This window comes from Pseudomonas mohnii (assembly GCF_900105115.1).
GTDB classification, from domain to species: Bacteria; Pseudomonadota; Gammaproteobacteria; order Pseudomonadales; family Pseudomonadaceae; genus Aquipseudomonas; species Aquipseudomonas mohnii.
The window spans coordinates 3,855,291-3,881,419 of the sequence record NZ_FNRV01000001.1 but is presented as its reverse complement, the minus strand read 5'-3'; the positions used below and the strand labels follow the sequence as shown (position 1 = coordinate 3,881,419).

Sequence of the window (26,129 nt, the reverse complement as noted above, 5' to 3'; positions counted from 1 at the left end):
CGGTAGTGAGCCTAGATCAAACATCCGCTCGATGAGATGTGGCGGTAACATGCGTGCCCATTGATCCGTGCCGCTGGAGATGATGCTTTGCCTGACACTCGCCCGCCCGTTCTTGATGAAATCGACCGCCAGCTGATCGCGGCCCTGCAGATCAACGCCCGCGAAAGCGTGGCCATGCTTGCCCGGCAACTGGGCATCGCGCGCACCACCGTCACTTCGCGATTGGCGCGCCTGGAAAAAGCCAAAGTGATTACCGGTTATGGCGTTCGCCTGGGTCAGCGTGTGGTCGACGGCGGATTGCAGGCGTACGTGGGGATCACCGTGCAACCGCGCTCAGGCAAGGAAGTGCTGCGACGCCTGAGCGCCATGGCACAGGTGCAGCAGTTGTGTGCCGTAAGTGGCGAATTTGATTATGTGGCGTGGCTGCGGACCGATTCGCCGGAGCAACTGGACCAGTTGCTGGATCAGATCGGCAGTGTCGATGGGGTGGAGAAGACCACGACCTCGATCATCTTGAGCAGCAAGATCGATCGGGGGCAGCCGGTTTGAGGTTCCACCCGTAGATAGCCGTTGTCTGATCGGGCCTCTTCGCGGGCAAGCCCGCTCCCACAGTGGACAGTGTGCACAGCACCATCGTCATATTGATCACTAATCTGGCAAAACGACGACACTTTGCGTCTTATTAACGTGTTCTACGCTCTCTAGAATGGCCGGCATCTTTTCCTATACTCAGACGCGCACCCTGCGTCCGGTCGCCAGTAAGGTCAGCCATGAACAAGAACAATCGCCACCCTGCAGACGGTAAAAAGCCAGTCACCATTTTTGGCCCGGATTTTCCTTTCGCCTTCGACGACTGGATCGAACACCCGGCCGGGCTGGGCAGTATTCCCGAGCATAACCATGGTGCCGAAGTGGCAATCGTTGGCGCCGGCATCGCCGGGCTGGTGGCGGCTTACGAACTGATGAAACTCGGCCTCAAGCCGGTGGTTTACGAAGCGTCGAAGATGGGCGGCCGCCTGCGCTCACAGACCTTCAACGGGACCGATGGCATCGTCGCCGAACTCGGCGGTATGCGCTTCCCGGTGTCGTCCACCGCGTTCTACCACTATGTCGACAAGCTCGGTCTTGAGACCAAACCCTTCCCCAACCCGTTGACGCCCGCCTCGGGCAGCACCGTGATCGACCTGGAAGGCCAAACCCATTACGCACAGAAACTGGCGGATCTTCCTGCACTGTTCCAGGAAGTCGCTGACGCCTGGGCCGATGCCTTGGAAGACGGCTCGCGCTTCGGCGAAATCCAGCAGGCCATTCGCGACCGCGATGTGCCACGCCTCAAGGAACTGTGGAATACCCTGGTGCCACTGTGGGACGACCGCACGTTCTACGACTTCGTCGCCACGTCCAAGGCATTCGCCAAGTTGTCGTTCCATCACCGTGAAGTGTTCGGCCAGGTCGGTTTCGGCACCGGCGGCTGGGACTCGGACTTCCCGAACTCGATGCTGGAAATCTTCCGCGTAGTCATGACCAACTGCGACGACCACCAGCACCTGGTGGTCGGTGGTGTCGAGCAAGTACCGCAAGGGATCTGGCGTCATGTGCCGGAACGTTGCGTGCACTGGCCTGAAGGCACCAGCCTTAAATCGTTGCACCGGGGCGCCCCGCGCTCCGGCGTGAAAAAAATCGCCCACGCCCCCGGTGGCCGTTTTGCGGTGACCGACAACAACGGCGACACCCGCGAATATGCCGCGGTGCTGACCACCTGCCAGAGCTGGCTGCTGACCACCCAGATCGAATGCGACGAAACCCTGTTCTCGCAAAAGATGTGGATGGCCCTGGACCGTACCCGCTACATGCAATCGTCGAAAACCTTCGTGATGGTCGACCGTCCGTTCTGGAAGGACAAGGACCCGGAAACCGGCCGCGACCTGATGAGCATGACCCTCACCGATCGCCTGACCCGTGGCACCTACCTGTTCGACAACGGCGACGACAAGCCGGGGGTGATTTGCCTGTCGTACTCGTGGATGAGCGATGCGCTGAAAATGCTCCCGCACCCGGTGGAAAAACGCGTGAAGCTGGCGCTGGATGCACTGAAAAAGATCTACCCGAAAGTCGACATCGCCGCGCGCATCATCGGCGATCCAATCACCGTGTCCTGGGAAGCCGACCCGCATTTCCTCGGTGCCTTCAAAGGCGCCCTGCCCGGCCACTACCGCTACAACCAGCGCATGTACGCGCACTTCATGCAGGAAGACATGCCAGCAGAACAGCGCGGGATCTTCATTGCCGGTGACGATGTTTCGTGGACGCCTGCCTGGGTCGAAGGCGCGGTGCAGACGTCGCTCAACGCGGTATGGGGGATCATGAAACACTTCGGCGGTGCAACTCACGCCGAGAATCCGGGTCCAGGTGATGTGTTCAACGAGATCGGACCGATCGCCCTGCCCGAGTAAGAGGAATCCGAAATGCGCGTAGCCCTTTACCAATGTCCACCGTTGCCCCTGGAGGTTGCCGGCAACCTGCAACGCTTGCACCAGCTTGCGCTGGAGGCTAAAGGCGCCGATTTGCTGGTGCTGCCGGAGATGTTCCTGACTGGCTACAACATTGGCGTCGATGCCGTCAGCGTGCTGGCGGAGGTGTACAACGGTGAGTCGGCGCAACAGGTCGCGCGCATCGCCAAGGCGGCCGGGATCGCCATCTTGTATGGCTATCCCGAACGCACCGAGGACGGGCAGATCTACAACGCCGTGCAGTTGATCGACGCCAATGGCGAACGCCTGTGCAACTACCGCAAGACGCACCTGTTCGGCGACCTCGACCGCTCGATGTTCAGCCCCGGCACCAACGATTTTCCGGTCGTTGAACTGAACGGCTGGAAGATCGGCTTCCTGATCTGCTACGACCTGGAGTTTCCGGAAAATGCCCGACGCCTGGCCCTCGAAGGCGCCGAGCTGATCCTGGTGCCGACGGCGAACATGATCCCCTTCGATTTCATCGCGGATGTCACCGTCCGCGCCCGCGCCTTTGAAAACCAGTGTTACGTGGCCTACGCCAACTACTGCGGGCACGAAGGCGACATCCACTACTGCGGCCAGAGCAGCATCGCCGCACCGGACGGCAGCCGCATCGCTCAGGCCGGCCTTGATGAGACATTGATCGTCGGTGAGCTGGATCGTCAGTTGATGGTCGATTCCCGCGCCGCCAATCGCTACCTCCTCGATCGCCGCCCCGAGCTTTACGGCGCGCTGAACAAGCACTAATCCGCTAGCATTGGCACTTCACTGTTCTGGAAGTGCCCATGCCTGCGCTGAATCACCCTCGCCCCCCTTCTGAAACCCTGGCCAACGGTCTGCGGGTGACGCTGCGTCATGCGCCGGATTTGAAGCGCTGCGCAGCGGCGTTGCGAGTCGCCGCGGGCAGCCACGATGTGCCGCTGGCCTGGCCCGGCCTGGCGCACTTTCTCGAGCATCTGCTGTTTCTGCACACCGATCGGTTTCCTGCGGACCAGGGGTTGATGGCCTACGTCCAGGGTCATGGTGGGCAGGTCAACGCGCGCACCAATGAGCGCACCACCGACTACTTCTTCGAATTGCCAACGCAGGCATTGGCCGGTGGGCTGGAGCGTCTGTCAGACATGCTCGCTCACCCGCGCATGAATCCGGACGATCAGCAGCGCGAAAGAGAAGTGCTGCAGGCCGAGTTTATCGCCTGGTCCAAGGACGCCACGGCCCAACAGCAACTGGCGCTGTTCAACGGGCTGAGTGAAACGCATCCATTGCGCGGCTTTCACGCCGGCAACCGCGACAGCCTTCCGGTATCGCAGCCGGAGTTTCAGCACGCCTTGCAGGATTTTTATCAGCGCTTCTATCAAGCCGGACAGATGACGCTGAGCCTGGCGGGTCCGCAAAGTCTGGAAGAGTTGAAAGCGCTGGCCCAGGCTTTCGCTGATGCCATACCCGCAGGCGAAACGATCACCCAACAAGCGCCTGCGCCGCTGATGGGCACTGCCGACAACCGTTATCAACAGGTGGACGCCCATCGCCTGCATCAGTTGTTCGCCCTCGAAGCACTGCCCGACTCATCGGCTGACGCGTTGGCGTTCCTGTGCCACTGGCTGAACAGCGCCAAGCCCGGCGGGCTGCTGGCCGGTTTACGCGACCGGGGCTGGGCCACCCACCTGAAAGCGGCGCCGCTGTATCAATTTGCCGGGCAAGCCTTGTTGCATATTGAATTCACGCTGAGTGCCAGTGCACCTTCAACGGCGATTCGCGAGCAGTTGCTGGATTGGCTGGGCTTTTTCGCCCGGCAAGACTGGAGCGCGTTGAGCACCGAATACGCCGCCCTGCTGCAATGCCAGCAGCACGTCGCCACAGCCCTGCAACTGGCCCGACTGGACAGCGAACAACTCGAAGCCGGGTTATCCGAACAGGGTGCGACGGCCCTCAGGCACGTGCTGAATCAAATCGGCGCTGTGGATAACTTCAGCGGCCAATGGCAACTGCCGACTCCCAATCCCTTCCTGCGCTCCGATGCGCCTGCCCCCAACGCCGGCTTGATTCGTGGCCAGACCAGCGCCCACCGTGGCCTGCGCACCTTTGCCCAGGATCGCTCGCGCACTCGTCGCGAACGCTCGCCCATGCAGTTCAGCCAGGCGTTGTCGGACAGCGGTGCACAAGGGGCCGTGTATCTGCGTTGGCGTCTTGATGCGGCACCGGGCACTCTCCTGCAATCGGGTCTGGACAATTATCTGCAGCCATTGCGCGAGGAGGCGCGGCAAGCGGGTGTGGATGTCTCGTTCAACGCCTCGGGCAATGAATGGTTGCTTAAGATGACCGGACTGCAGGAGCCGATGCCCGTTGTACTGGAGCATGTGCTGAAAGCGCTGGCGAAACCTGAAATCGACGGTTCGCAGGATGAATCAGCCTTGATGCCCATTCGGCAGCTGCTCAAGGCGCTGCCCGGTTGCTGCCTCGAGCCCTGCGCACTCTCGGATGATCTGCAACAACTCTGGTCAAGCGCCCGCTGGGATGGCCTGGCGATAGGCCTGTCGGTACAGACCCAAGCGGCCATGGGCGTGGCATTGAGCCGCATCCCCGGCACGCCGGACAGTCAGCTGACACCGCCGCCATCGAGCCAGCCGCAACCTCTGTGGAGCACCATCGATACCGGCACCAGCGAACACGCGTTGCTGCTGTTCTGCCCATCCGCGAACGCGATCGCTGACGAAGCCGCGTGGCGCCTGCTGGCACACGTCTGCCAGACGCCGTTCTACCAGCGCCTGCGGGTGGAGTTGCAACTCGGCTATGCGGTGTTCAGTGCCTTGCGCCAGATGCACGGGCAGACTGGACTGCTATTCGGTGTGCAATCGCCAAGTGTCGAGCCGGTCGACCTGCTGCAACACATCGAGCAGTTCCTGGACGGGTTACCGCCGATGATCCGGGACATCGATGACGAGAGTTTCATCGCCCTGCGCCAGACCCTGGCCGACCAATTCGCCAGTACCGTGTTGCCCGACGCCCAAGCGGCCGAACTGCTGTGGCAGGGCAAACTGGCGGGCCGCTCGTCGGATTATCTGAGTCAACTGCCCCAGGCAATTCTGCTGGTTGATCGACCGACACTCATCGCCGCTGCCCAACGCCTGAAACAGGCCGAAGGCGGCTGGCGCTGCCTGTCCAACGGGAGTTGCCCCGGTTCGCCCTGGCAAGTGACAAAATGATCGTTACTGAGGCCGCAATTAACTTTTTCGAACATTTGCGGCCAATTATTGTGAAATTTTAAGTAACATAGCTGCCTAACTATCTGAACATCTCCTGCTGGAGGTGGACTATATGTATAGATCTCAACTGTCCCATCACCTGAAGGAGCGCTCCCATGTCCTGGTCCAAACCTGCTTACACCGACCTGCGTATCGGCTTTGAAGTCACCATGTACTTCGCCAGCCGTTGAGTCCTGCCGCCAGGCAGAACATGCGGTCCAACGCCTCGGTTTGCCGAGGCGTTTTTATTTTCAGCTGTTGAATGATGGGAGCCTCCATGTTTGTCCAGATCCTGGGATCCGCCGCTGGCGGCGGTTTCCCCCAATGGAACTGCAACTGCGCGAACTGCGCAGGTTTTCGCGACGGTAGCCTGAATGCCAGGGCGCGCACTCAATCGTCGATCGCGATTTCCGATGACGGGGTCAATTGGGTGCTGTGCAACACCTCGCCGGACATCCGCGCCCAGCTCCAGAGCTTCGCCCCGATGCAACCCGGCCGCGCCCTGCGTGATACCGGGATCGGCGCGATCATTCTGATGGACAGCCAGATCGACCACACCACCGGCCTGCTCATGCTGCGTGAAGGGTGTCCGCATCAGGTCTGGTGCACGGACATGGTCCACGAAGACCTGAGCAGCGGTTTCCCGCTGTTCAACATGCTGACCCACTGGAATGGCGGCCTGACCTGGAACCGCATCGAACTCGATCAGAGCTTCAGCGTCCCCGCCTGCCCCAACCTGCGCTTCACCCCGCTGCCGCTGCGTAGCGCCGCGCCGCCCTACTCACCCCATCGCTTCGACCCGCACCCTGGGGACAACATCGGCCTGATCGTTGAAGACATCAACACGGGCGGCAAACTGTTCTACGCACCGGGCCTGGGCAAGGTCGATGCGCCGTTGCTGGAGATCATGGCCGGCAGCGATTGCCTGCTGGTGGACGGCACGCTGTGGGACGACGACGAAATGCAGCGCCGTGGCGTCGGCACCCGCACCGGGCGGGAAATGGGTCACCTGGCGCAGAATGGCCCCGGCGGCATGCTCGAAGTACTGGAGCAACTGCCCACGCAGCGCAAAGTCCTTATCCACATCAACAACACCAACCCGATTCTCGATGAAGATTCGCCGCAACGCGCGGAACTGGATCGGCGCCAGGTTGAAGTGGCGTATGACGGCATGAGTATTGTTTTGTAAGTAACCGAGACCGCTGCGCGGTCCATCGCCAGCAGGCTGGCTCCCACAGAGGGAACGCGATCACTGTGGGAGCCAGCCTGCTGGCGATGAGGCCGGTGCAGACACCACAGAATCCATCGGTTGCCCCCGGAGAACCGCAATGACCGACACCCCGATGTCCCCCGCCGAATTCGAAGCCGCCCTGCGCGCCAAGGGTGCCTATTACCACATCCAGCACCCGTACCACGTGGCGATGTATGAAGGCCGGGCGACCCGCGAGCAGATTCAGGGCTGGGTCGCCAATCGCTTTTACTATCAGGTGAACATCCCGCTCAAGGACGCCGCCATTCTGGCCAACTGCCCGGACCGCGAAATCCGTCGCGAGTGGATTCAACGCCTGCTCGACCATGACGGTGCACCCGGCGAGGACGGCGGCATCGAAGCCTGGCTGCGCCTCGGTCAGGCCGTCGGCCTCGACCCGGATCAACTGCGCTCCCAGGAACTGGTACTGCCCGGCGTGCGTTTCGCCGTGGACGCCTACGTCAACTTCGCCCGCCGCGCCCGTTGGCAGGAAGCCGCCAGCAGCTCGCTGACCGAACTGTTCGCGCCGCAGATCCACCAGTCGCGCCTGGACAGCTGGCCGCAGCATTACCCGTGGATCGACCCGGCCGGCTACGAATATTTCCGCACGCGCCTGGGTCAGGCTCGCCGCGATGTCGAACACGGCCTGGCCATCACCTTGCAGCACTACACAACGCGCGAAGGCCAGGAGCGCATGCTGGAAATTCTCCAGTTCAAACTGGACATTCTTTGGAGCATGCTCGATGCCATGAGCATGGCTTACGAACTCAAGCGCCCGCCGTATCACAGCGTGACCGAACAACGGGTCTGGCATAAAGGAATCACCTTATGAGTTTCGATCGCAGCAAGACCCCGACCTGGCGACCCGGCTACCGCTTCCAGTACGAACCGGCGCAGAAAGGCCACGTACTGCTGTACCCCGAAGGCATGATCAAACTCAATGAAAGCGCCGCGCTGATCGGTGGCTTGATCGATGGCCAGCGCGATGTCGCGGCGATCATCAATGAGCTCGACAACCAGTTCCCCGGCGTGCCCGAGCTCGCGGACGACATCGAGCAATTCATGGAGGTTGCCCGTGCGCAGCACTGGATCACCCTTGACTGATCTGCCGCCCAAGCCTGAGGTTGGTCTGCCACTGTGGCTGCTCGCCGAGCTGACCTACCGCTGCCCGCTGCAATGCCCGTACTGTTCCAATCCTCTGGATTTCGCTAAGCAGGGCGAGGAGCTGAGCACCGAGCAGTGGATCAAGGTATTTCGCGAGGCCCGGGAGATGGGCGCGGCACAACTGGGTTTCTCCGGCGGCGAACCGCTGGTGCGCCAGGACCTCGCCGAGCTCATTGCCGAGGCGCGCAAGCTGGGCTTCTACACCAACCTGATCACCTCCGGCATCGGTCTGACCGAGCAGAAAATCACCGATTTCAAAAAGGCCGGCCTCGATCACATCCAGATCAGCTTCCAGGCCAGCGACGAGCAGGTGAACAACCTGCTGGCCGGGTCGAAAAAGGCCTTCGCGCAGAAGCTCGAAATGGCCCGCGCGGTGAAGGCCCACGGCTATCCGATGGTGCTCAACTTCGTGACCCATCGGCACAACATCGACCAGATCGACCGCATCATCGAGCTGTGCATTGCGCTGGAAGCGGACTTCGTCGAACTCGCCACTTGCCAGTTCTACGGCTGGGCGCAGCTCAACCGCGTCGGCCTGTTGCCGACCAAAGAGCAACTGGTGCGCGCCGAACGCATCACCAACGAATACCGGGCAAAACTCGAAGCCGAAGGTCATCCGTGCAAGCTGATTTTCGTCACCCCGGACTATTACGAAGAACGCCCGAAAGCCTGCATGAACGGCTGGGGCAGTATTTTTCTGACGGTCACCCCGGACGGAACCGCACTGCCCTGTCACGGCGCCCGACAACTGCCGGTTCAGTTTCCCAACGTGCGCGACCACAGCATGCAGCACATCTGGTACGACTCGTTCGGCTTCAATCGCTTTCGCGGCTACGACTGGATGCCTGAGCCCTGCCGCTCCTGTGACGAGAAAGAAAAGGACTTCGGCGGCTGTCGCTGCCAGGCGTTCATGCTCACCGGTGATGCGAGCAACGCCGACCCGGTGTGCAGCAAATCGCACCATCACGGCGTGATCCTCCAGGCCCGCGAAGAAGCCGAGCACGCCACTCAGACCATCGACCAACTGGCCTTTCGCAATGAACGAAACTCACGCCTCATCGCCAAAAGCTGAACCCTTCAGCGCGGCCAACGCCGTCGCCGCCGGTGTCGACTTTGCCGAGTTGCAGGCCGGCGCCAACGGCCTGTTCTGGAACGAATACCGCCCGCAAGATGGTGCCTGCCGAATCTGGCACTGGCGCAATGGCACGGCGAAATGTCTGACGCCACCAGGGTTCAGTGTTCGCAGTCGGGTGTACGAATATGGCGGTGGCGCGTTTTGTCTGACTGACGACGGCGTCGTTTTCGTCAACGAGGCCGACCAGCAACTGTATCGGCAATCGTTGCAGGGCGAACCCGAAGTGCTGACATCAGGGGTGTGCCGTTATGGCGATCTTCAGTTCGCCCATGGTCAAGTGCTGGCGGTAGAAGAGAACCGCGACCGACATCGCCTGGTGGCGATTGATCTGATGGACGGCGGACGGCATTTGCTGGCCGAGGGGGCGGATTTTTACGCGGCACCCACGCTGAGCCCGGATGCCCGTCGCCTGGCCTGGGTCGAGTGGAATCGCCCGCATCAGCCCTGGACGGCGACGCACTTGATGGTCGCCGAACGCCAGCGCGATGGCGGGTTTTCACCACCCCGTTGCGTCGCCGGTGACGACGCTCAAGAGTCCCTGCAACAACCACGATTTGACGACAGCGGGCGCTTGTATTGCCTGACCGATCGCGGCGGTTTCTGGCAACCCTGGGTGGAATCCAGCGAGGGATTGAGCCCTTTACCCAGTGCCGCTGCCGATCATGGTCCCGCGCCCTGGCAACTCGGTGGCTGCACCTGGCTGGCGCTGGGCGGGGCCGGCTATCTGGCCACTTGGACGGAAGGTGGTTTTGGCCGATTGGCGGTGTGTGGCGACAACAACGAGGACTTCACGGGCGAATACAGCCGCTTCCGTCATCTCGCTGTGGATAACCAGTTCATCTACTGCATCGCGGCATCGCCGATCAGTTCGTCAGCGGTGATCGCCATCGACCGCCAGACCCGTGAGGTGAACACACTCGCCGGCGGTATCACACCACTACCTGCCGAGCAGATCAGCCTTCCACAAACCCTGCGTTACCCGAGTGGTTCGGGCGAAGCTCACGGCTTCTTCTACCCGGCGATGACGGGCGAGGCCAAACCGCCGCTGGTGGTGTTCATCCACGGCGGCCCGACATCGGCGTGCTATCCGATGCTCGATCCGCGCATTCAGTACTGGGCGCAACGGGGTTTCGCCGTGGCCGATCTCAACTACCGCGGTAGCAGCGGCTATGGGCGAGCCTATCGCCAGGCCCTGCATTTGAGCTGGGGCGACGTCGATGTCGAAGACGCTTGTGCAGTGGCCAGTCACCTCGCCGAACGCGGATTGATCGACGGCGACAGAGCGTTCATTCGTGGCGGCAGTGCTGGCGGTTACACCACGCTGTGCGCACTGGCGTTCCACAAGGTCTTCCGCGCCGGCGCCAGCCTCTACGGGGTCAGCGATCCTGTCGCCCTGGGCCGGGCGACCCACAAGTTCGAGGGGGATTATCTGGACTGGCTGATCGGTGATCCGGTGCAAGACGCCGAGCGCTATACCGCACGGACGCCATTACTGCATGCGAGCAACATCAGCGTGCCCGTGATCTTCTTTCAGGGCGAACTGGATGCAGTGGTGGTGCCGGAGCAAACAAGGGAGATGGTCACAGCGCTACAGAACAACGGCATTGCCGTCGAAGCCCATTACTACGCTGACGAACGCCATGGCTTTCGCAAGGCGGGCAATCAGGCCCATGCGCTGGAACAGGAATGGTTGTTTTATCGACGGGTGATGGAGCACGCCGGCTGAAATCCGCGGTGCTCCAGTCGCTGATCGCGATGGCTAATACGCCGCGAAACTCAACGCTTGGCGATGATGTACACCGCATGCACGATGCCTGGAATGTAACCGCACAACGTCAGCAGAATGTTCAGCCAGAACGCCCCGCCAAACCCGACTTGCAGAAACACGCCCAGCGGCGGCAACAGAATGGCGATGATGATACGAATGAAATCCATGGGGTCAGCTCCTGATTGAAGTCGGCTCATGCGAGCCTCACACACAATCGACCTGCGCCGCTGGGTCAGGGTTCAGCCCCGTTTCTCAAGCCAGGATCTCCAGGCCATGCTTCTGCACGATACTCAGCAACTTCAACGCCATGCCGCTGGGGTGTTTGGCCCCCGCTTCCCATTGCTTGACCGTTGAAGCGCTGGTGTTCAAGTACCGTGCGAATACCGGCTGACTGACATTGTTGCGTTCGCGCAGCGCTTTGATCTGCTCCGCGGGAATTGCGTCCGGTACGGTAGCGAGGCATGACTCATCGAATTCACGCATGGTCGCCTTGCTGATTGCACCGATGGTGTACAAGGCGCTGGCCGATTCGTGGATTGATTCCGCTATTTCACTTTTGAATTTTTTACTCATGAGGTATCTCCACAAACTCCTGCATATCCAGCAAACGCTGGACTTCCAACTCGGTCAGCCCTCCGTAAGTCTTGGCTAACTCGCGTAAATCGACCAATTGCCGGGGGCCAATATTACTGAGGTCTTTCTTGGCATAAAGAAACTGATAAACCCAATTACGGCCACCTTTAGCCAGGATAATCGAGCGATGGCGATTGGCGTTCAAGCGCTTTTTCCAGACCCCGCCGCCGAGATTGTCCGCCTGCCCATTGAGCGTTTCGACGAATGCCTCCCGAAGCTCCTCATCGCTGATCCACGCCTTCCCGGCAAGCATCGCGAACCGTTTTGTCTTGAATAACCTTACTGACATCGGCATCCCTTCCGCAAAACATACCACCCAGTGGTATAGAACTCAAAACCAGCTTCCCAACACATAGTTTCGCTGGCATCGACACTCCTTGCCGACGCCCGACTAAAAAACCATTAACCCAAGCATCCCTCAAGCGCCGGAACACGCCTGGCAAAACCCAGCCACAAAAAAAACGCCCCACGCCAAAAAAATCCAGCGTGGGGCGTGCGTTATACCGCGAGACGGTTCGGGGATTCGTGCAGGGTGTGTCTGATCAGACGGCGATTCCTTTGCGGCACTGCAACTGGGCGGTGCGTACACGGGAGAAGGCACGGGCCAGTCGCAGGAGCATTTCGTCGATGTTGGCTTTGCTGACATTCAGCGCCGGTGTGAAGCGCAGGCAGTCGGGTTGCGGGGCGTTGAGCAACAGGCCTTCGTAAAGCGCAGCCTTGACCACGGCGTCGGCGGAATCATCGGACAAGGTCAGACCCCAGAGCAGGCCTTGTCCGCGTAACTCGCCGTGGCCATAACGGCGCGCCAGACGCTGCAGTCCTTCACACAGATGCTGGGCACTTTGCCCGACATGCTCGAGAAATCCCTTGTCGTGCACGCTGTCGAGCACGGAGAGCCCCGCCGCTGTCATCAAGGCATTGCCGTGATGAGTGCCGGTGATTTCACCGGTTTCAAAACAACAGGCCTTGCCCCGCGCCAGCAACGCCGCCACGGGCACGCCACCGCCCAGCCCTTTGCCGAGCACAACGATATCCGCCCGCACGCTGTAGGACTGTTCGGCAAGCAAGGTGCCGCAGCGCCCGATGCCGGTTTGCACTTCGTCGAGGATCAACAGGATGCCGAGTTCACGACACAGGCGCTCGACGCCTTTGAGGTAATGCGCGGTCGCCGGTATCACGCCGGCTTCGCTCTGGATCGGCTCGAGCATGATGGCGACGGTGCGCTCATCCACGGCCGCATGCAGCGCTGGAAGATCGTTGAACGGAACGTGGCTGAAGCCCGGCAGCTGCGGCTCGAACCGGTTAACCTGCGTCGAACTGTCTGACGCGGAGATCGTCGCCAGACTGCGACCATGACAGCCGTTATTAGCGACGATGATCCGCGAAGCGCCGCCGCGATGCTGTTGGCCCCATTTGCGCGCCAGCTTGATCGCCGCCTCACAGGCTTCGCTGCCACTGTTGAGCAGGTAGGCCTGGTCGCTGCCGGTGCTGACACACAGTCGCTCGGCGAGATTCAGCATGCCGCGGTTATGCAAACCGAAACCGGGGTTGATCAGTGTTTGTGCCTGCGTCGCGATGGCATTGACCAGTGCCTTGGGGCTGTGTCCAAGGCTGTTGGCGCCACCACCTTGGGAGAAATCCAGATAAGCCCGGTCATCGTTGTCCCACAACCAAGAACCCTGGCCGCGGACAAAAACCTGTTTCGGTCGTTCGACACTGGGCATCAGGCACTCACTGGAAAGGTTGTCGCCCCTGGACTGAAAGGAAGCGTGCGCCACTAGATCATCAAGGCTTGGTGAGTGACGACGCAGATTGAACAAATTCATCCGTTCAATCTCCGTTTTGGATTTTTTGCCTTACCTATGTCAACACCATCGAAGCAAACGGTAATCATCGCGCTTTGTGGCCCTGTAAGCCTTGTGAATACGGTTAGACTAGGCTCAGGCAAGGCCTTTGGCCATTTCGATTTCTCACCATTTTCGATAAGTATTACTTATGGATTTTAAACAACTGCGTTATTTCGTCGCGGTCTACGAAGAGGGCCATGTGGGCCGTGCCGCGGAGCGGCTGTCCATCTCTCAACCGGCGCTGTCCCAGCAGATCCGGCAACTCGAACAATCGCTGGACGTGACCCTGTTCGAACGCAGCAGCAAACGACTGTTGCCGACGCTGGCGGCACATACCCTGTACAACCACGCCTTGCCCCTGCTTGATGGCTTGCAACGGGCGCGCGAGGCGCTGGGCAATTTCAAGGGGCAAGCGCTGCGCACACTGGCGATTGGCGTTTTGCAGACCGTGCATACCAGCTTGGTGCCGCAGATGCTCGAACGGGTGCGCAAGGCGCAACCGCATCTGGTGGTGCAGATCTATGAGTTGACCGGCCTGGAAGTCGAGCGACGCCTGCTCAATGGCTCGCTGGACATCGGCATCAGCTACCTGCCGCCCCGGCAGCCTGGCTTGCACGGCGTGATGCTGTACGAAGATGAGCTGACGCTGGTCATCCCGGCGGACCATCCGCTGCGGGAATTCAAGAAAGTATCCATGAGCCAGGCCGCCGAGCTGCCCATGTTGCTGCTGGGCGAGGAGTTTCAAGTGCGGCAGATCTGGCAAACGCAACTGGCCAGCATGGGGAGACGCCCGCAGGTACAAGCCGAGCTGAACAACATGGCGGGGATTCTCGACAGCCTGCCGCACACGCGATTGGCGACGGTATTGCCTGGGCGCTCGCAAAAAGCCCACGGCAGCAAGGACCTATTGTGGAAACCCCTGAGTGAACCCCGGGTACCGCTGAAAATAGGACTGGTGTGTCGGGATGTGCAACGGCAACAGGCCTCGATGGCATTGTTGCGAACATTGCTGGAGGAGGTGATAAATCGACCGGATGAGCGCTTGAACACCCCATCGGCACTGGATGGACTGAGCTGAGTACTTTTTTGCGGGCATAAGAAAACCCCGCCGAAGCGGGGCTTTGCAGACTGTTTCCCTGACATCCATTTCACTCCGCCGTCCTGGCAGAATCCTACGTGTCCGTGTTGTAGCTTTGCGCTTCCTGCGCTACGTCCATGTGAAGTAGATTAGCTGTGGATCCAATCTGCTTCTATGGGAGAAGTGCAGCACGTCGTGTAAGAGAATGCTTACATGACGTCACACCTTCAGAATTGCGCTGCATCCAGCAGGAACAGCGACTCGCTGCCAGCCCTCACCGACGCACTCAACGAATGAATTCGCGGCAGCAGCCGGGCGAAGTAGAAACGTGCCGTGCCCAGCTTGCTGGCGTAGAAATCGTCCTGCGCTTCTTTGCCGAAAGCAGCCTTGGCCATCAGTGCCCACATGTAGGCATAGGCGGTGTAGCCAAACACTTGCAGGTATTCGACCGACGCGGCGCCGATTTCATTCGGGTTGTTTTTTGCCCGATCCAGCAACCACGCCGTCAGCTCATCGAGGGTCGTCACGGCGTCGTTCAGCGGCTTGGTGAACTCCGCCAGGTCGGCGCTGGCCGTGGCGGTGAAATGACGAATCTCGTCAGCGAACAGTTTGTAGAACGCCCCGCCGCTGCCGACGATCTTGCGCCCGACCAGGTCCAGCGCCTGAATGCCGTTGGTGCCTTCGTAGATCTGGGTGATGCGCACGTCGCGCACCAGCTGCTCCTGGCCCCATTCGCGGATGTAGCCGTGGCCGCCGAAAATCTGCTGACCATGTACGGTGGTTTCCAGACCCAGATCGGTCAGGAATGCCTTGGCCACCGGCGTCAGCAACGCCACCAGGTCCTCCGCACGCTTGCGGGTCGTGGCGTCTTCACTGAACTTGGCAGTGTCCAGTTGCATGGCCACGTAAGTCGAGAAAGCGCGGCCGCCTTCGTTCGATGCTTTCATGGTCAACAGCATGCGACGCACGTCCGGGTGGACGATGATCGGGTCGGCCACTTTGTCCTTATTCTGCGCGCCGGTCGGCGAACGGCTTTGCAGGCGGTCACGGGCGTATTCGATGGCGTTCTGGTAGGAACGCTCGCCCGTCGCCAGGCCTTGAATGCCGACACCCAGACGCTCGTAGTTCATCATGGTGAACATGGCTGCCAGGCCTTTGTTCGGCTCGCCAACCAGATAACCCACGGCTTCGTCGAAGTTCATCACACAGGTCGCGGACGCCTGGATGCCCATCTTGTGTTCGATCGAACCGCAGTTGGCCGGGTTGCGCGCGCCCAGGCTGCCATCGGCATTGACCATGAACTTCGGTACCAGGAACAGCGAGATGCCTTTCGGCCCGGCCGGGGCATCCGGCAGTTTGGCCAGCACCAGGTGAATGATGTTCTCGGTCAGGTCGTGTTCGCCGCCGGTGATGAAGATCTTGGTGCCGCTGACCTTGTAGGAACCGTCGGCCTGAGGTTCGGCCTTGGTGCGGATGATCCCCAGATCGGTACCGGCATGCGGCTCGGTCAGGCACATGGAACCGGCCCAGACACCGGCGTACATGTTCGGCAGGTAGGCGGCTTTCAGTTCTTCGCTGGCGTGGGCGTTGATCGACAGACAGGCACCGGCCGTCAGCATCGGGTACAAACCGAACGCCAGGCTGGCAGAGTTGACCATTTCTTCGACCTGGGCCGAAACGGCCTTGGGCATGCCCATGCCGCCGTAGGCCGGATCACCGCCCACGCCGACCCAGCCGCCCTCGGCGTAAGTCTGATAAGCCTGCGGGAAACCGGCCGGCGTGGTAACGGCACCGTCCGCCCAGTGGCAACCTTCTTCATCCGCGGCACGGCTCAGGGGCGCGATGCTTTTGCTGGTGACCTTGCCGGCTTCTTCCAGGATGGCCTCGACCGTTTCCGCGTCGACGGTTTCGGCCAACGCAGGCAGCTCGGCCCAGAGTTTGGCGACCTCGAAAACTTCATTGAGGACGAAACGCATATCGCGCAGGGGCGCTTTGTAGTCAGCCATGGCAAACCTCGCAAGATCTAAACGGGTGAATCGTAGGGGGAGTATTTTCGTTGTGTCCGAGTGTAACCCAACAACTTTTGTGACACATAGGGTCAGGCGGTGACCATTTTGTAATGTTTGGTCATCGACCGCGCAGTCATAAAAAAACCCGCAATTACGCGGGCTCCTTTGTCACTGGTTTTAAAGATTAAAGCGCAAACAACTCCGCCGGCAGCTGCATCAGGCAGTCGCTGCCCGCCTCGATCGCCGACCGATGAGCGGCTATACGGGGCAGCAGGCGCTTGAAGTAAAACTCGCTGGTCGCCAGTTTGGCCTTGCAGAAATCCGCATCGCCACCGCCCGCTTCCAGCCGTGCCTGGGCCACCAGTGCCATGCGCAACCACAAATAGCCAAGGATGATGTAGCCGCTGTACATCAGGTAATCCACCGAAGCGGCACCCACTTCATCCGGATTCTTCATCGCCGCCATGCCGACCCTGGTCGTCAATTCGCCCCACTGCTGGTTCAGGCCATTGAGTTGCGCCACATAGCTGGCCAACTGCGGATGTTCGGCGTTCGCCGCGCAAAACCGGTGAACGATTTTGGTGAAGCCGCGCAACAACTTGCCCTGGCTGCCCAGGACCTTGCGCCCAAGCAGGTCCAGTGCCTGAATGCCATTGGTGCCCTCGTAGATCGGCGCGATGCGGCAATCGCGCACCAGTTGCTCCATGCCCCATTCACGAATGAAGCCATGACCACCGAACACCTGCATGCCGAGGTTGGTCACCTCCAGGCCGGTGTCGGTCATGAAGGCCTTGCAGATCGGCGTCAGGAACGCCAGCAAGTCTTCAGCGTCCTGGCGTGCGGTTTGGTCTGCGCTCAGGTGTGCAACATCCAGCAATTGCGCCGTGAAGTACGTCAGTGCGCGATTGCCTTCGTTGAAGGCCTTCATGGTCAGCAGCATCCGGCGCACGTCCGGATGGACGATGATCGGGTCGGCCGCTTTGTCCGGTGCTTTGGGGCCGGTGAGCGCGCGCATCTGCAAACGCTCGTTGGCGTACTTGATCGCGCCCTGGAAACTCGCCTCCCCCAGGCACAAGCCCTGCATCCCGGTGCCCAGGCGCGCATGGTTCATCATGGTGAACATGCAGTTCAGGCCCTTGTTCGGCTCGCCGATCAGGAAACCTTTGGCGCCGTCGAAGTTAAGCACACAGGTGGCCGACGCCTTGATGCCCATTTTTTGTTCGATGGAGCCGCAGGAAACACCGTTGCGCTCGCCAGCCTCACCGACGGCATCGGGCAGGAATTTGGGCACGATGAACAGCGAAATGCCCTTGGTGCCGGCCGGTGCGTCCGGCAGCTTCGCCAGCACCAGGTGAACGATGTTGTCGCTCATGTCGTGTTCACCGGCGGAGATAAAAATCTTGCTGCCGGAGATCGCGTAACTGCCATCGGCCTGGGGCACGGCGCGGGTCTTGATGATGCCCAGGTCCGTGCCGCAATGGGCTTCGGTCAGGCACATGGTGCCGGTCCATTGGCCAGCGGTGAGTTTGCGCAGGTAGGTCTGTTTCTGTTCGTCGGTGCCATGGGCGTGGATCGCTGACATGGCGCCGTGAGTCAGGCCGGGGTACATGCCCCAGGACGTGTTGCTCGACGCCACCATTTCGCTGATTACCAGCCCCAGAGAGCTCGGCAGACCCTGGCCACCGTAGGCCGGATCAGCCGCCAAGCCATGCCAGCCGCCTTCCACATACTGTGCGAAAGCCTGCTTGAAGCCTGCGGGCGTCGTGACCACGCCATTGTCGAAATGGCAGCCCTCTTCGTCGCCGCTGCGGTTGAGTGGCGACAGCACGTTCTCGCAGAACTTCGCGCCCTCTTCAAGAATCGCACTGACCATGTCCGCACTGGCGTCAGTGGCCCCCAGTGCGGCGTAGTTGCTGTGAAAGTCGAAGACGTGGTCGATCAGAAAGCGCATGTCGCGCAGGGGAGCTTTATACTCGGGCATGGTCATTTCTCCGGCAGCAGATGACTCAAACCTACTGCTGCCGACCACGCCTCACAATCACAGTCCAGACGCTGAATGCGCCATCATCACTCAACCGCAGCGGCGTCCATGCGCACCGCGCCACGACGAGTCTGACCGAATGCCATGACACAGTTACGGCCGGCGCCCTTGGCGCTGTAGAGCGCCTGATCGGCGGATTTGAGCACTTCTTCAGGGGTGCGTTGTTCAATGCGCTCGGCGACGCCGATGCTCACCGTGACCGACACGCTCGAAACATTGGAGCCCGAACGGCGCTGGCGTCCCTGACTATCGTCCTGCGGACGGCTGTCCTGGTTACGCAGATGAATGTTATAGGTGGCAATGGATTCGCGGATGACCTCCAGGTGCGGCATGCACTCTTCGAGCGTCTTGCCGGCGAACACCAGGGCAAACTCCTCACCGCCATAGCGATACGCCTTGCCACCCCCACCGATTTTCGACAGTTTGCTGGCGACGAGTCGCAGCACTTGGTCACCGACATCATGGCCGTGGGTATCGTTGAATTTCTTGAAGTGGTCGACATCGCTCATGGCCAGCACGTAGTTGCGCCCCAGTCGCTGCATGCGCTCGTTCAAGGCACGACGCCCCGGCAGACCGGTGAGTTCATCGCGGAACGCCATTTGATAGGCCTCGTGCGCAACGGCGGCGGCGATCATCAGCATCACCTGGCTGCACATGATGTTCAGGGTGAATGGCAGGATGAAGGTTTTCGGCAACATCCAGAACAGTCCGAGCAAGCCCACCAGTTGCGCGGCGTGCAGCGGTCGCGGATTGCGCCAGTACTGATACACCAGCAGCAGGAACGAACCGATGAACACCGGGTAGGACAACTGGATCAGGCTCATCCAGGCACCGTGCAACGCCGGCCAGCGGATCTCCGAAAGCCAGATCAACAGCGCATGCGGGTAACTTTGCTCCAGCCCCAACGCCACGCTGCCCACGGCCAGCAACACGGCGAAGCGCGCCACCATGTCCTGGAACAGATGAGTACGCTCCTGCCAGGCGGCGAATACGCCGAATAACAACGGCAATAGCAAGCAACACAAGTGGAAGACCACAGCCGCGTCATCGCGCACCTTGCCGTTATCGCGGTAGTAGTCGGTCTGGGTGTCGAGCAGGTAGTAGGCGATGTACACCGTGACCATCAGAAACAGTTCACGCTGACGTCGGTAAACCGCGCAGTAAGAACCGCCGAGCAACAGCACCAGGGTTGGCAGCACGTTGAACAGCGAAGTGAAGAAGACGTTCAGATCCTTGACGTAAGCAGCCGCAAGTCCCGCGAACAACAGCAGTAATGACGGCAGGAAATGACTGAAACGTACAGCGGAAGAACGCGGCAAGGGTAAAGCTCCGACCGTCAAATCAAAAAAGATGGCAATGTGCCCACCACTTTAACGGCAAAATCTTCGGATTGCTGAGTGAATTACTGAGGTATTTTTGTAAAAAAGAGCATCACTGGCGACGAACGGTCTGCCAGTGACGCAAGGGAAGCCCCGACACGCTGGACGAGACCCGCTGTCGCTTGAGCATTGCCGAAAAAAAACCGCCAGTCCCGAAGGAATGGCGGCTCTTTGCTCGACAGCGTTAAGGCTTAGTAGCCCAGCGCGAAGTCTTCTTCTTTCATGTCCATCAGGTTATTGGCGCCCGACAGCATGGTTGCCACGTGAGTGCGGGTACGCGGCAGGATGCGCTGGAAGTAGAAACGCGCAGTCTGCAACTTGGCGGTGTAGAACGCCTGTTCGGTGGTGCCGGCAGCCAGTTTTTCCGCAGCCAGACGCGCCATGTCGGCCCAGAAGTAGGCCAGGCAGGCGTAACCGGAGTACATCAGGTAGTCCACGGAGGCTGCGCCGACTTCTTCGCGATCCTTCATGGCGGCCATACCGACCTTCATGGTCAGCTCGCCCCATTCCTTGTTCAGTGCAGCCAGCGGTGCGACGAATTCCTTGACCGCTTCGTTGCCCTCGTTGTTCTGGCAGAACTTGTGGACGATTTTGGTGAAGCCTTTCAGAGCCTCGCCTTGAGTCATCAGCACTTTACGGCCCAGCAGGTCGAGTGCCTGGATACCGGTGGTGCCTTCGTACAACATCGAAATGCGGCTGTCGCGAACGTTCTGCTCCATGCCCCACTCGGCGATGAAACCGTGGCCGCCGTAGATTTGCACGCCGTGGTTGGCCGATTCGAAACCGACTTCGGTCATGAAGGCTTTGGCGATTGGCGTCATGAAGGCCAGCAGAGCGTCGGCTTTCTTCTTCTCTTCTTCGTCCACACCGTACTTGACGATGTCGACCTGTTTGGCGGTGAAGTACACCATCGCACGGTTGCCTTCGGCGAAGGCCTTCATGGTCAACAGCATGCGACGTACATCCGGGTGCACGATGATCGGGTCAGCGGCTTTGTCCGGCGCTTTCGGGCCAGTCAGCGAGCGCATTTGCAGGCGATCGCGAGCGTATTTCAGGCCGCCCTGGAAACCGATTTCGGCGTGGGCCAGACCTTGCAGCGCGGTACCCAGGCGTGCGGTGTTCATGAAGGTGAACATGCAGTTCAGGCCTTTGTTCGCCGGGCCGATCAGGAAACCGGTGGCCGCGTCGAAGTTCATCACGCACGTGGCGTTGCCGTGGATACCCATCTTGTGTTCCAGGGAACCACAGGACACCGCGTTACGTGCGCCGATCGAACCGTCTTCGTTCGGCAGGAATTTCGGCACGATGAACAGCGAGATGCCTTTGGTGCCAGCCGGTGCGTCCGGCAGGCGGGCCAGCACGATGTGGACGATGTTGTCGGCCATGTCGTGTTCACCGGCCGAGATGAAGATCTTGGTGCCGGACACTTTGTAGGTACCGTCGGCCTGAGGCTCGGCCTTGGTGCGCAGCATGCCCAGGTCGGTGCCGCAGTGCGGTTCGGTCAGGCACATGGTGCCCGTCCATTCGCCGGACACCAGTTTGGTCAGGTAGGCGTGTTGTTGCTCTGGGGTGCCGTGCTCGGAGATGGTGTTCATCGCGCCATGGGACAGGCCTGGGTACATGCCCCACGACCAGTTGGCTTCGCCGACCATTTCGCTCACCGCCAGACCCAGGGACTCCGGCAGGCCCTGGCCGCCGTGTTCCACGTCGTGGGCCAGGCTTGGCCAGCCGCCTTCGACGAATTGCTTGTAGGCTTCTTTGAAACCGGTCGGGGTTTTAACGCCGGACTCGCTCCAGGTGCAGCCTTCGAGGTCACCCACGCGGTTCAGCGGAGCCAGCACCTGCTCACAAAACTTGGCGCCTTCTTCGAGAATGGCGTCAACCATGTCCGGAGTTGCGTCTGCGCAAGCCGGAAGGCTCTGATAGTGCGCTTCGTAGCCGAGCAGTTCGTCACGAACGAAGCGAATATCACGCAAGGGGGCCTTGTAGTCAGGCATAGCGATAAACCTCTGCTGATGTAACCGGGAATGAGCGACCGTGTCGATTTGTTGTGACGGTCAAACAGTTGTTTGAAACATACGTTTACGCCCAAATCTTGTCAAGCGCCGATCTTTTGCCGTTCGTCATCACTGTTCGGGAATGGCGGACGCACCGATGCGCAACGCCGTTGACCGAGCAACACGCCGTATCGGAAAGATTATTTTTGGCAAGAAGGACTTACACAGCAAAACGCCGCGAATGTTCGCGGCGTCGCAGGTGCAGATTCAGCGAGGAATCAGGCGAACGTATCGATCAGCGTACCGAGCATTTCATCGGATGCCTTGGCCACCCTGACCCCCAGCTCAACCTGAAATTTGCCTTGGGACAGCTCGACCACGTTGCTGGCCAGGTCCGATTGCTGACTACGATCGACCGAACGCAACCGATCGACTTGAGCTTCTGAAGACTGGCTGGTCACCGAGCGCTCGATCGTCGAGTTGGCGATCTGACTGGCGGCCTGGTCGACACGGTTCTGCCCTGTCTGAATAGTGCTCAGACCGGCATAAAAAGCGGTGCTTCCTGAGATTTCCATGGGAGAACCCGTCTTTGCAAAGGATCAATAGTGCGCATTGAACCAGAGCCGGCGGTAAAACACCCGACAAAAACACTAATGGCACAGTGCCTTGTCATAGGCAAAGCCTAGTCAAGCAGATCCAGTTGAAGATGCTCCGCCACCGCTTCAGCCGTCACCACCTTGAGTTTCGGCACACGTCCCAGGCACGGCGCCGGGATTCGTTCGGCGAGGGTCGCCAGGTTTTCTTCCAGCCGCGAGGTTTTCGGATCGATGATGTTGGCCACCCAGCCTGCCAGTTGCAAACCGTCCCGGGCAATCGCCTCGGCCGTCAGCAACGCATGGCTGATGCAGCCCAGGCGCACGCCAACCACCAGAATCACCGGCAGGTCCAGCGCTATCGCCAGGTCGGACAGATTGGCCTGATCCGCCAATGGCACGCGCCAGCCACCGGCCCCTTCGATCAGGGTGAAATCGGCCTGCCTGTCGAGAATCTGCCGCATCGGTGCCAACAGGGACTGCACCGTCAACGCCACGCCCGCCTCACGCGCGGCCAGGTGCGGGGCGATGGCCGGTTCGAACGCCACCGGGTTGACCTGTGCATAAGTCAACGGCAATGAACACTCCGCCAGCAGCGCCAATGCATCGGCATTGCGCAAGCCCTTGGGGGTGACCTCGCAACCGGAAGCGACCGGCTTGCCCGCGGCGGTGCTCAGGCCCGCCGAACGCGCCGCATGCAGCAACCCGGCGGCCACCGTGGTCTTGCCGACATCGGTGTCGGTGCCGGTGATGAAATAGGCTGCACTCATAAGGGTTTCTCCAAAACGGCATACACCACTTGATAAGTCGCCGGCAGTCCCTGGGCCTGACGAAACTGCTCATAAGCCTCAATCAAACCCAGGATCCGCGCCCGGCCGGTCAAACCGCCCGGCCGACCAGGATTCAGATTATGCGCCCCCAGCGCCTTGAGCTCATGGGTCAGGCTGCGCACATCGGGGTAATGCAGCACATGGGGCCGGGTTTCCAGGCTGATCGCCTGCAGACCACTGGCCGCGCACAAGCGTTGATAAACCGCGAACTCGCGGAAGCGGTTGACGTGAACCATGCCGTCCACCTGCCGCCAGCTGTCACGCAGTTCAAACAACGTGCCCACGCACAGACTAGCAAATGCGAAAACACCGCCCGGCTTCAGCACGCGCCTGGCCTCGCCGAGCACCGACGCGAAGTCCTCGCACCACTGCACTGCCAGGCTGGAGTAGATCAGATCGCAGGTCGAATCCTGTAGCGGCAAACGCTCGGCATCGCCCGCGATGAAATGCGTGGCGCCGCCCAGCGGCCGGGCATGCTTGAGCATGCCTTCGGCGATATCCAGCGCCACGCCGTGACTGGTGGGAAACCGCTCGCCCAGCGCACGACTGAAATGCCCGGTGCCACACCCGAGATCCAGCCAACGCCCCGGAACGAAATCATCCGGCAAACGACGCAGCAACTGGCTGCCAACGTCACGCTGCAACTCGGCCACACTGTCGTAGCTCGCCGCCGCACGGGAAAAGGACGCCGCTACCTGGCGCTTGTCGGGCAAACCGCCGGGTGGAACGGGTAGGGATAAATCAGTCATCACCGGACTCATGCAAAAAGGCCTGGATCGCCCCCGCCACACCGTGGGGGTCTTCCAGAAGAAACGCGTGGCTGGCCTGTTCAATCAGACCGATTTCGATATCCGGCAGCAACGCCAGCAAGTCGCCCGCCGCTTCGGCCGGCACCAGCCCGTCGAGCCCGGCGAACAAATGCAATTGCGGGCCGCGAAACGCCTGCAACGCTGGCCGGGTGTCCAGTTGTGCGAGCAACTCCAGGCCACTCATCAACACCGGCACCGACGTATGGGGCGCGCCACCGAGCAACAAACGCGACAAGCCGCGCGGGTCTTCGGCACCTTGCGCGCAGAGCAGTGAAAAGCGTTTCAACGTCATCCGTGGGTCGGCGGAACAGCCTGCCAGAAACGCATCAAAGGTTTCGCCGGGCATCGCACTCGGCCACTGTTCATGGGCGACAAAGGACGGGTTGCTCGCCAGGGTCAGCAAGCCGCAGCAACGATCACCGCGACGCGCCGCCAATTCGCAAGCGAGCATGCCACCCAGGGACCAACCGCCGAGCCAGGCGTCCTGCGGCAGCGTCGAGTCGAGTTCGTCGAGCCATTCTTCAAGATCGCTCGACTCCAGCTCCGGCAGCGGCTCGATCTCCACACGCAGGTGCTCGTCCAGGCCCTGCAACGCCGCTGCCAAGGGTTCCAGCGGTGAAACGCCGAGCCCCCAGCCGGGTAGCAGAATCAGTCGATCACGCATGGCTTGGCTCCGGTCCCAGTTGCTGAAAACAATCGGCCAGTCCCTCTAGCAATAGCTGCACCTGCGCCTCGCTATGGGCGGCGGTCAGGGTCACGCGCAACCGGGCGCTGCCGGCGGGCACGGTCGGTGGGCGGATCGCGGTCACCATCAGGCCGCGCTCGCGCAACATCTGCGACAGGCGCACCGCGCGCCCGGCGTCGCCAACCATGATCGGCTGGATCGGCGTGAAGCTGTCCATCAACTCCAGGCCGATCTGCTCGGCACCTCGGCGGAATTGGCTGATCAGCGTTTTCAGATGCTCACGCCGCCAGTGCTCGCTACGCAGCAGCTCCAGGCTTTTCAGGGTGGCGCAGGCCAGGGCCGGAGGCTGGCTGGTGGTGTAGATGTATGGGCGGGCGAACTGGATCAGGCTTTCGATCAGTTCCTCACTGCCAGCGACAAAGGCGCCTGCGGTGCCAAACGCCTTGCCAAGGGTGCCGACCAGCACCGGCACCTCGTCCTGGCTCAGGCCGAAATGTTCGACGATGCCGCCGCCGTTGGCCCCCAGCGGACCGAAACCATGGGCGTCATCGACCATCAGCCAGGCGCCTTTGGCCTTGGCTTCCCGGGCCAGCGCCGGCAAGTCGGCGATGTCGCCGTCCATGCTGAACACGCCGTCGGTGACCACCAGCGTATTGCCGGTCGCCTTCTCAAGGCGCTTGGCCAGGCTCACCGCATCGTTATGCAGATAACGGTTGAAGCGCGCGCCGGACAACAGCCCGGCATCCAGCAACGACGCGTGATTGAGCCGGTCTTCGAGCACTGTATCGCCCTGCCCCACCAACGCGGTCACTGCGCCGAGGTTGGCCATGTAGCCAGTGGTGAACAGCAAGGCGCGTGGACGACCGGTCAGGTCGGCCAGCGCTTCTTCCAGCGCGTGATGGGGACCGCTGTGACCGATCACCAGATGCGAGGCCCCGCCGCCGACGCCCCACTTCGACGCGCCAGCGCGCCAGGCCTCGATCACTTGCGGGTGATTAGCCAGGCCCAGGTAATCGTTGTTACAGAACGCCAGCAATGGCTGACCATCGACCACCACTTGCGGGCCTTGCGGGCTCTCGAGCAGCGGACGTTGGCGGTAGAGGTTTTCGGCACGACGGGCAGCAAGGCGTGCGGCGAGATCGAAAGACATGCAGGCC

Annotated in this window: 24 protein-coding genes; 11 read left to right on the top strand and 13 right to left on the bottom strand. The window is 60.9% G+C overall.

From position 1 onward, the window contains the following. The first annotated feature begins 87 nt into the window (after positions 1-87). The 10 genes from BLV61_RS17965 (at position 88) to BLV61_RS17920 (ending at position 11,029) form a co-directional block, all read left to right on the top strand. Complete coding sequence (locus tag BLV61_RS17965; protein ID WP_007980298.1) at positions 88-549, top strand: Lrp/AsnC family transcriptional regulator; 462 nt, start codon at positions 88-90, stop codon at positions 547-549. A 221-nt stretch (positions 550-770) separates the two neighbouring features. Further along, entirely contained in the window at positions 771-2,453 is a 1,683-nt protein-coding gene (locus BLV61_RS17960; protein WP_047534184.1) for a flavin monoamine oxidase family protein, read from the top strand. A gap of 12 nt (positions 2,454-2,465) precedes the next feature. Continuing rightward, the gene (locus tag BLV61_RS17955; RefSeq protein ID WP_047534186.1) at positions 2,466-3,260 is read left to right on the top strand and encodes a carbon-nitrogen hydrolase family protein; all 795 of its coding nucleotides are present in this window, start codon (positions 2,466-2,468) and stop codon (positions 3,258-3,260) included. 38 nt (positions 3,261-3,298) lie between these two features. Next, the gene (gene pqqF, locus BLV61_RS17950) at positions 3,299-5,716 is read left to right on the top strand and encodes a pyrroloquinoline quinone biosynthesis protein PqqF (protein WP_047534189.1); all 2,418 of its coding nucleotides are present in this window, start codon (positions 3,299-3,301) and stop codon (positions 5,714-5,716) included. Positions 5,717-5,871: 155 nt separating this feature from the next. After that, positions 5,872-5,946: a pyrroloquinoline quinone precursor peptide PqqA gene (pqqA, locus tag BLV61_RS17945; RefSeq protein ID WP_009045898.1), complete on the top strand. Its 75-nt coding sequence runs from the start codon at positions 5,872-5,874 to the stop codon at positions 5,944-5,946. Positions 5,947-6,032: 86 nt separating this feature from the next. Further along, positions 6,033-6,944: a pyrroloquinoline quinone biosynthesis protein PqqB gene (gene pqqB / locus BLV61_RS17940; RefSeq protein ID WP_047534191.1), complete on the top strand. Its 912-nt coding sequence runs from the start codon at positions 6,033-6,035 to the stop codon at positions 6,942-6,944. 139 nt (positions 6,945-7,083) lie between these two features. Further along, positions 7,084-7,836 (top strand): pyrroloquinoline-quinone synthase PqqC, encoded by a 753-nt coding sequence (gene pqqC / locus BLV61_RS17935; RefSeq protein ID WP_090466760.1) that lies wholly within the window; start codon positions 7,084-7,086, stop codon positions 7,834-7,836. Beyond that, positions 7,833-8,108: a pyrroloquinoline quinone biosynthesis peptide chaperone PqqD gene (pqqD, locus tag BLV61_RS17930; protein ID WP_090466758.1), complete on the top strand. Its 276-nt coding sequence runs from the start codon at positions 7,833-7,835 to the stop codon at positions 8,106-8,108. The genes pqqC and pqqD overlap by 4 nt, the downstream gene beginning before the upstream one ends. Continuing rightward, positions 8,101-9,240, top strand: a complete 1,140-nt coding sequence (gene pqqE, locus BLV61_RS17925; protein ID WP_425272104.1) for a pyrroloquinoline quinone biosynthesis protein PqqE — start codon at positions 8,101-8,103, stop codon at positions 9,238-9,240. The genes pqqD and pqqE overlap by 8 nt, the downstream gene beginning before the upstream one ends. Next, positions 9,206-11,029 carry a S9 family peptidase gene (locus BLV61_RS17920; RefSeq protein ID WP_090466755.1) on the top strand — a complete coding sequence of 608 codons (1,824 nt, stop codon included), beginning with the start codon at positions 9,206-9,208 and terminating at the stop codon, positions 11,027-11,029. The genes pqqE and BLV61_RS17920 overlap by 35 nt, the downstream gene beginning before the upstream one ends. Before the next feature lie 50 nt (positions 11,030-11,079). Here BLV61_RS17920 and BLV61_RS17915 read toward each other — a convergent pair whose 3' ends face one another. The 4 genes from BLV61_RS17915 to BLV61_RS17900 all read right to left on the bottom strand — a co-directional run bounded on the left by BLV61_RS17915 (position 11,080) and on the right by BLV61_RS17900 (position 13,530). Then, the gene (locus tag BLV61_RS17915; RefSeq protein ID WP_003228885.1) at positions 11,080-11,238 is read right to left on the bottom strand and encodes a YqaE/Pmp3 family membrane protein; all 159 of its coding nucleotides are present in this window, start codon (positions 11,236-11,238) and stop codon (positions 11,080-11,082) included. Positions 11,239-11,323: 85 nt separating this feature from the next. Beyond that, positions 11,324-11,644 carry a helix-turn-helix domain-containing protein gene (locus BLV61_RS17910; protein WP_090466753.1) on the bottom strand — a complete coding sequence of 107 codons (321 nt, stop codon included), beginning with the start codon at positions 11,642-11,644 and terminating at the stop codon, positions 11,324-11,326. After that, a complete protein-coding gene (locus tag BLV61_RS17905) occupies positions 11,637-11,993 on the bottom strand; it encodes a type II toxin-antitoxin system RelE/ParE family toxin (RefSeq protein WP_090466751.1) in 357 nt (118 codons plus the stop codon). The genes BLV61_RS17910 and BLV61_RS17905 overlap by 8 nt, the downstream gene beginning before the upstream one ends. Positions 11,994-12,246: 253 nt before the next feature. Then, the gene (locus BLV61_RS17900; RefSeq protein ID WP_090466749.1) at positions 12,247-13,530 is read right to left on the bottom strand and encodes an aspartate aminotransferase family protein; all 1,284 of its coding nucleotides are present in this window, start codon (positions 13,528-13,530) and stop codon (positions 12,247-12,249) included. 169 nt (positions 13,531-13,699) lie between these two features. On the opposite strand from BLV61_RS17900, the gene BLV61_RS17895 reads away from it, so the two are divergent. After that, positions 13,700-14,629: a LysR family transcriptional regulator gene (locus BLV61_RS17895; RefSeq protein WP_047534216.1), complete on the top strand. Its 930-nt coding sequence runs from the start codon at positions 13,700-13,702 to the stop codon at positions 14,627-14,629. 227 nt (positions 14,630-14,856) lie between these two features. Here the strand turns inward: BLV61_RS17895 and BLV61_RS17890 are convergent, their stop codons facing one another. The 9 genes from BLV61_RS17890 to bioF all read right to left on the bottom strand — a co-directional run bounded on the left by BLV61_RS17890 (position 14,857) and on the right by bioF (position 26,122). Then, entirely contained in the window at positions 14,857-16,635 is a 1,779-nt protein-coding gene (locus BLV61_RS17890; protein ID WP_090466747.1) for an acyl-CoA dehydrogenase C-terminal domain-containing protein, read from the bottom strand. Between the two features lie 187 nt (positions 16,636-16,822). Beyond that, complete coding sequence (locus BLV61_RS17885) at positions 16,823-18,619, bottom strand: acyl-CoA dehydrogenase C-terminal domain-containing protein (protein WP_090466745.1); 1,797 nt, start codon at positions 18,617-18,619, stop codon at positions 16,823-16,825. Positions 18,620-18,705: 86 nt separating this feature from the next. Then, positions 18,706-19,998, bottom strand: coding sequence for a GGDEF domain-containing protein (locus BLV61_RS17880; protein ID WP_047534227.1), 1,293 nt, complete (start codon positions 19,996-19,998; stop codon positions 18,706-18,708). A gap of 251 nt (positions 19,999-20,249) precedes the next feature. After that, positions 20,250-22,055 carry a phenylacyl-CoA dehydrogenase gene (locus tag BLV61_RS17875; RefSeq protein ID WP_047534229.1) on the bottom strand — a complete coding sequence of 602 codons (1,806 nt, stop codon included), beginning with the start codon at positions 22,053-22,055 and terminating at the stop codon, positions 20,250-20,252. 278 nt (positions 22,056-22,333) lie between these two features. After that, on the bottom strand, positions 22,334-22,630 hold the full coding sequence (locus BLV61_RS17870) for a pyrroloquinoline quinone biosynthesis protein PqqE (protein WP_090466743.1): 297 nt from the start codon (positions 22,628-22,630) through the stop codon (positions 22,334-22,336). Positions 22,631-22,737: 107 nt separating this feature from the next. Further along, positions 22,738-23,418: a dethiobiotin synthase gene (bioD, locus tag BLV61_RS17865; protein ID WP_047534235.1), complete on the bottom strand. Its 681-nt coding sequence runs from the start codon at positions 23,416-23,418 to the stop codon at positions 22,738-22,740. After that, on the bottom strand, positions 23,415-24,227 hold the full coding sequence (gene bioC / locus BLV61_RS17860; protein ID WP_090466741.1) for a malonyl-ACP O-methyltransferase BioC: 813 nt from the start codon (positions 24,225-24,227) through the stop codon (positions 23,415-23,417). The genes bioD and bioC overlap by 4 nt, the downstream gene beginning before the upstream one ends. Next, on the bottom strand, positions 24,220-24,951 hold the full coding sequence (locus BLV61_RS17855; protein ID WP_090466738.1) for an alpha/beta fold hydrolase: 732 nt from the start codon (positions 24,949-24,951) through the stop codon (positions 24,220-24,222). Before BLV61_RS17855 ends, bioC begins: the two co-directional genes overlap by 8 nt. Further along, positions 24,944-26,122, bottom strand: coding sequence for an 8-amino-7-oxononanoate synthase (gene bioF, locus BLV61_RS17850; RefSeq protein ID WP_047534244.1), 1,179 nt, complete (start codon positions 26,120-26,122; stop codon positions 24,944-24,946). The genes BLV61_RS17855 and bioF overlap by 8 nt, the downstream gene beginning before the upstream one ends. Positions 26,123-26,129 lie beyond the last annotated feature (7 nt).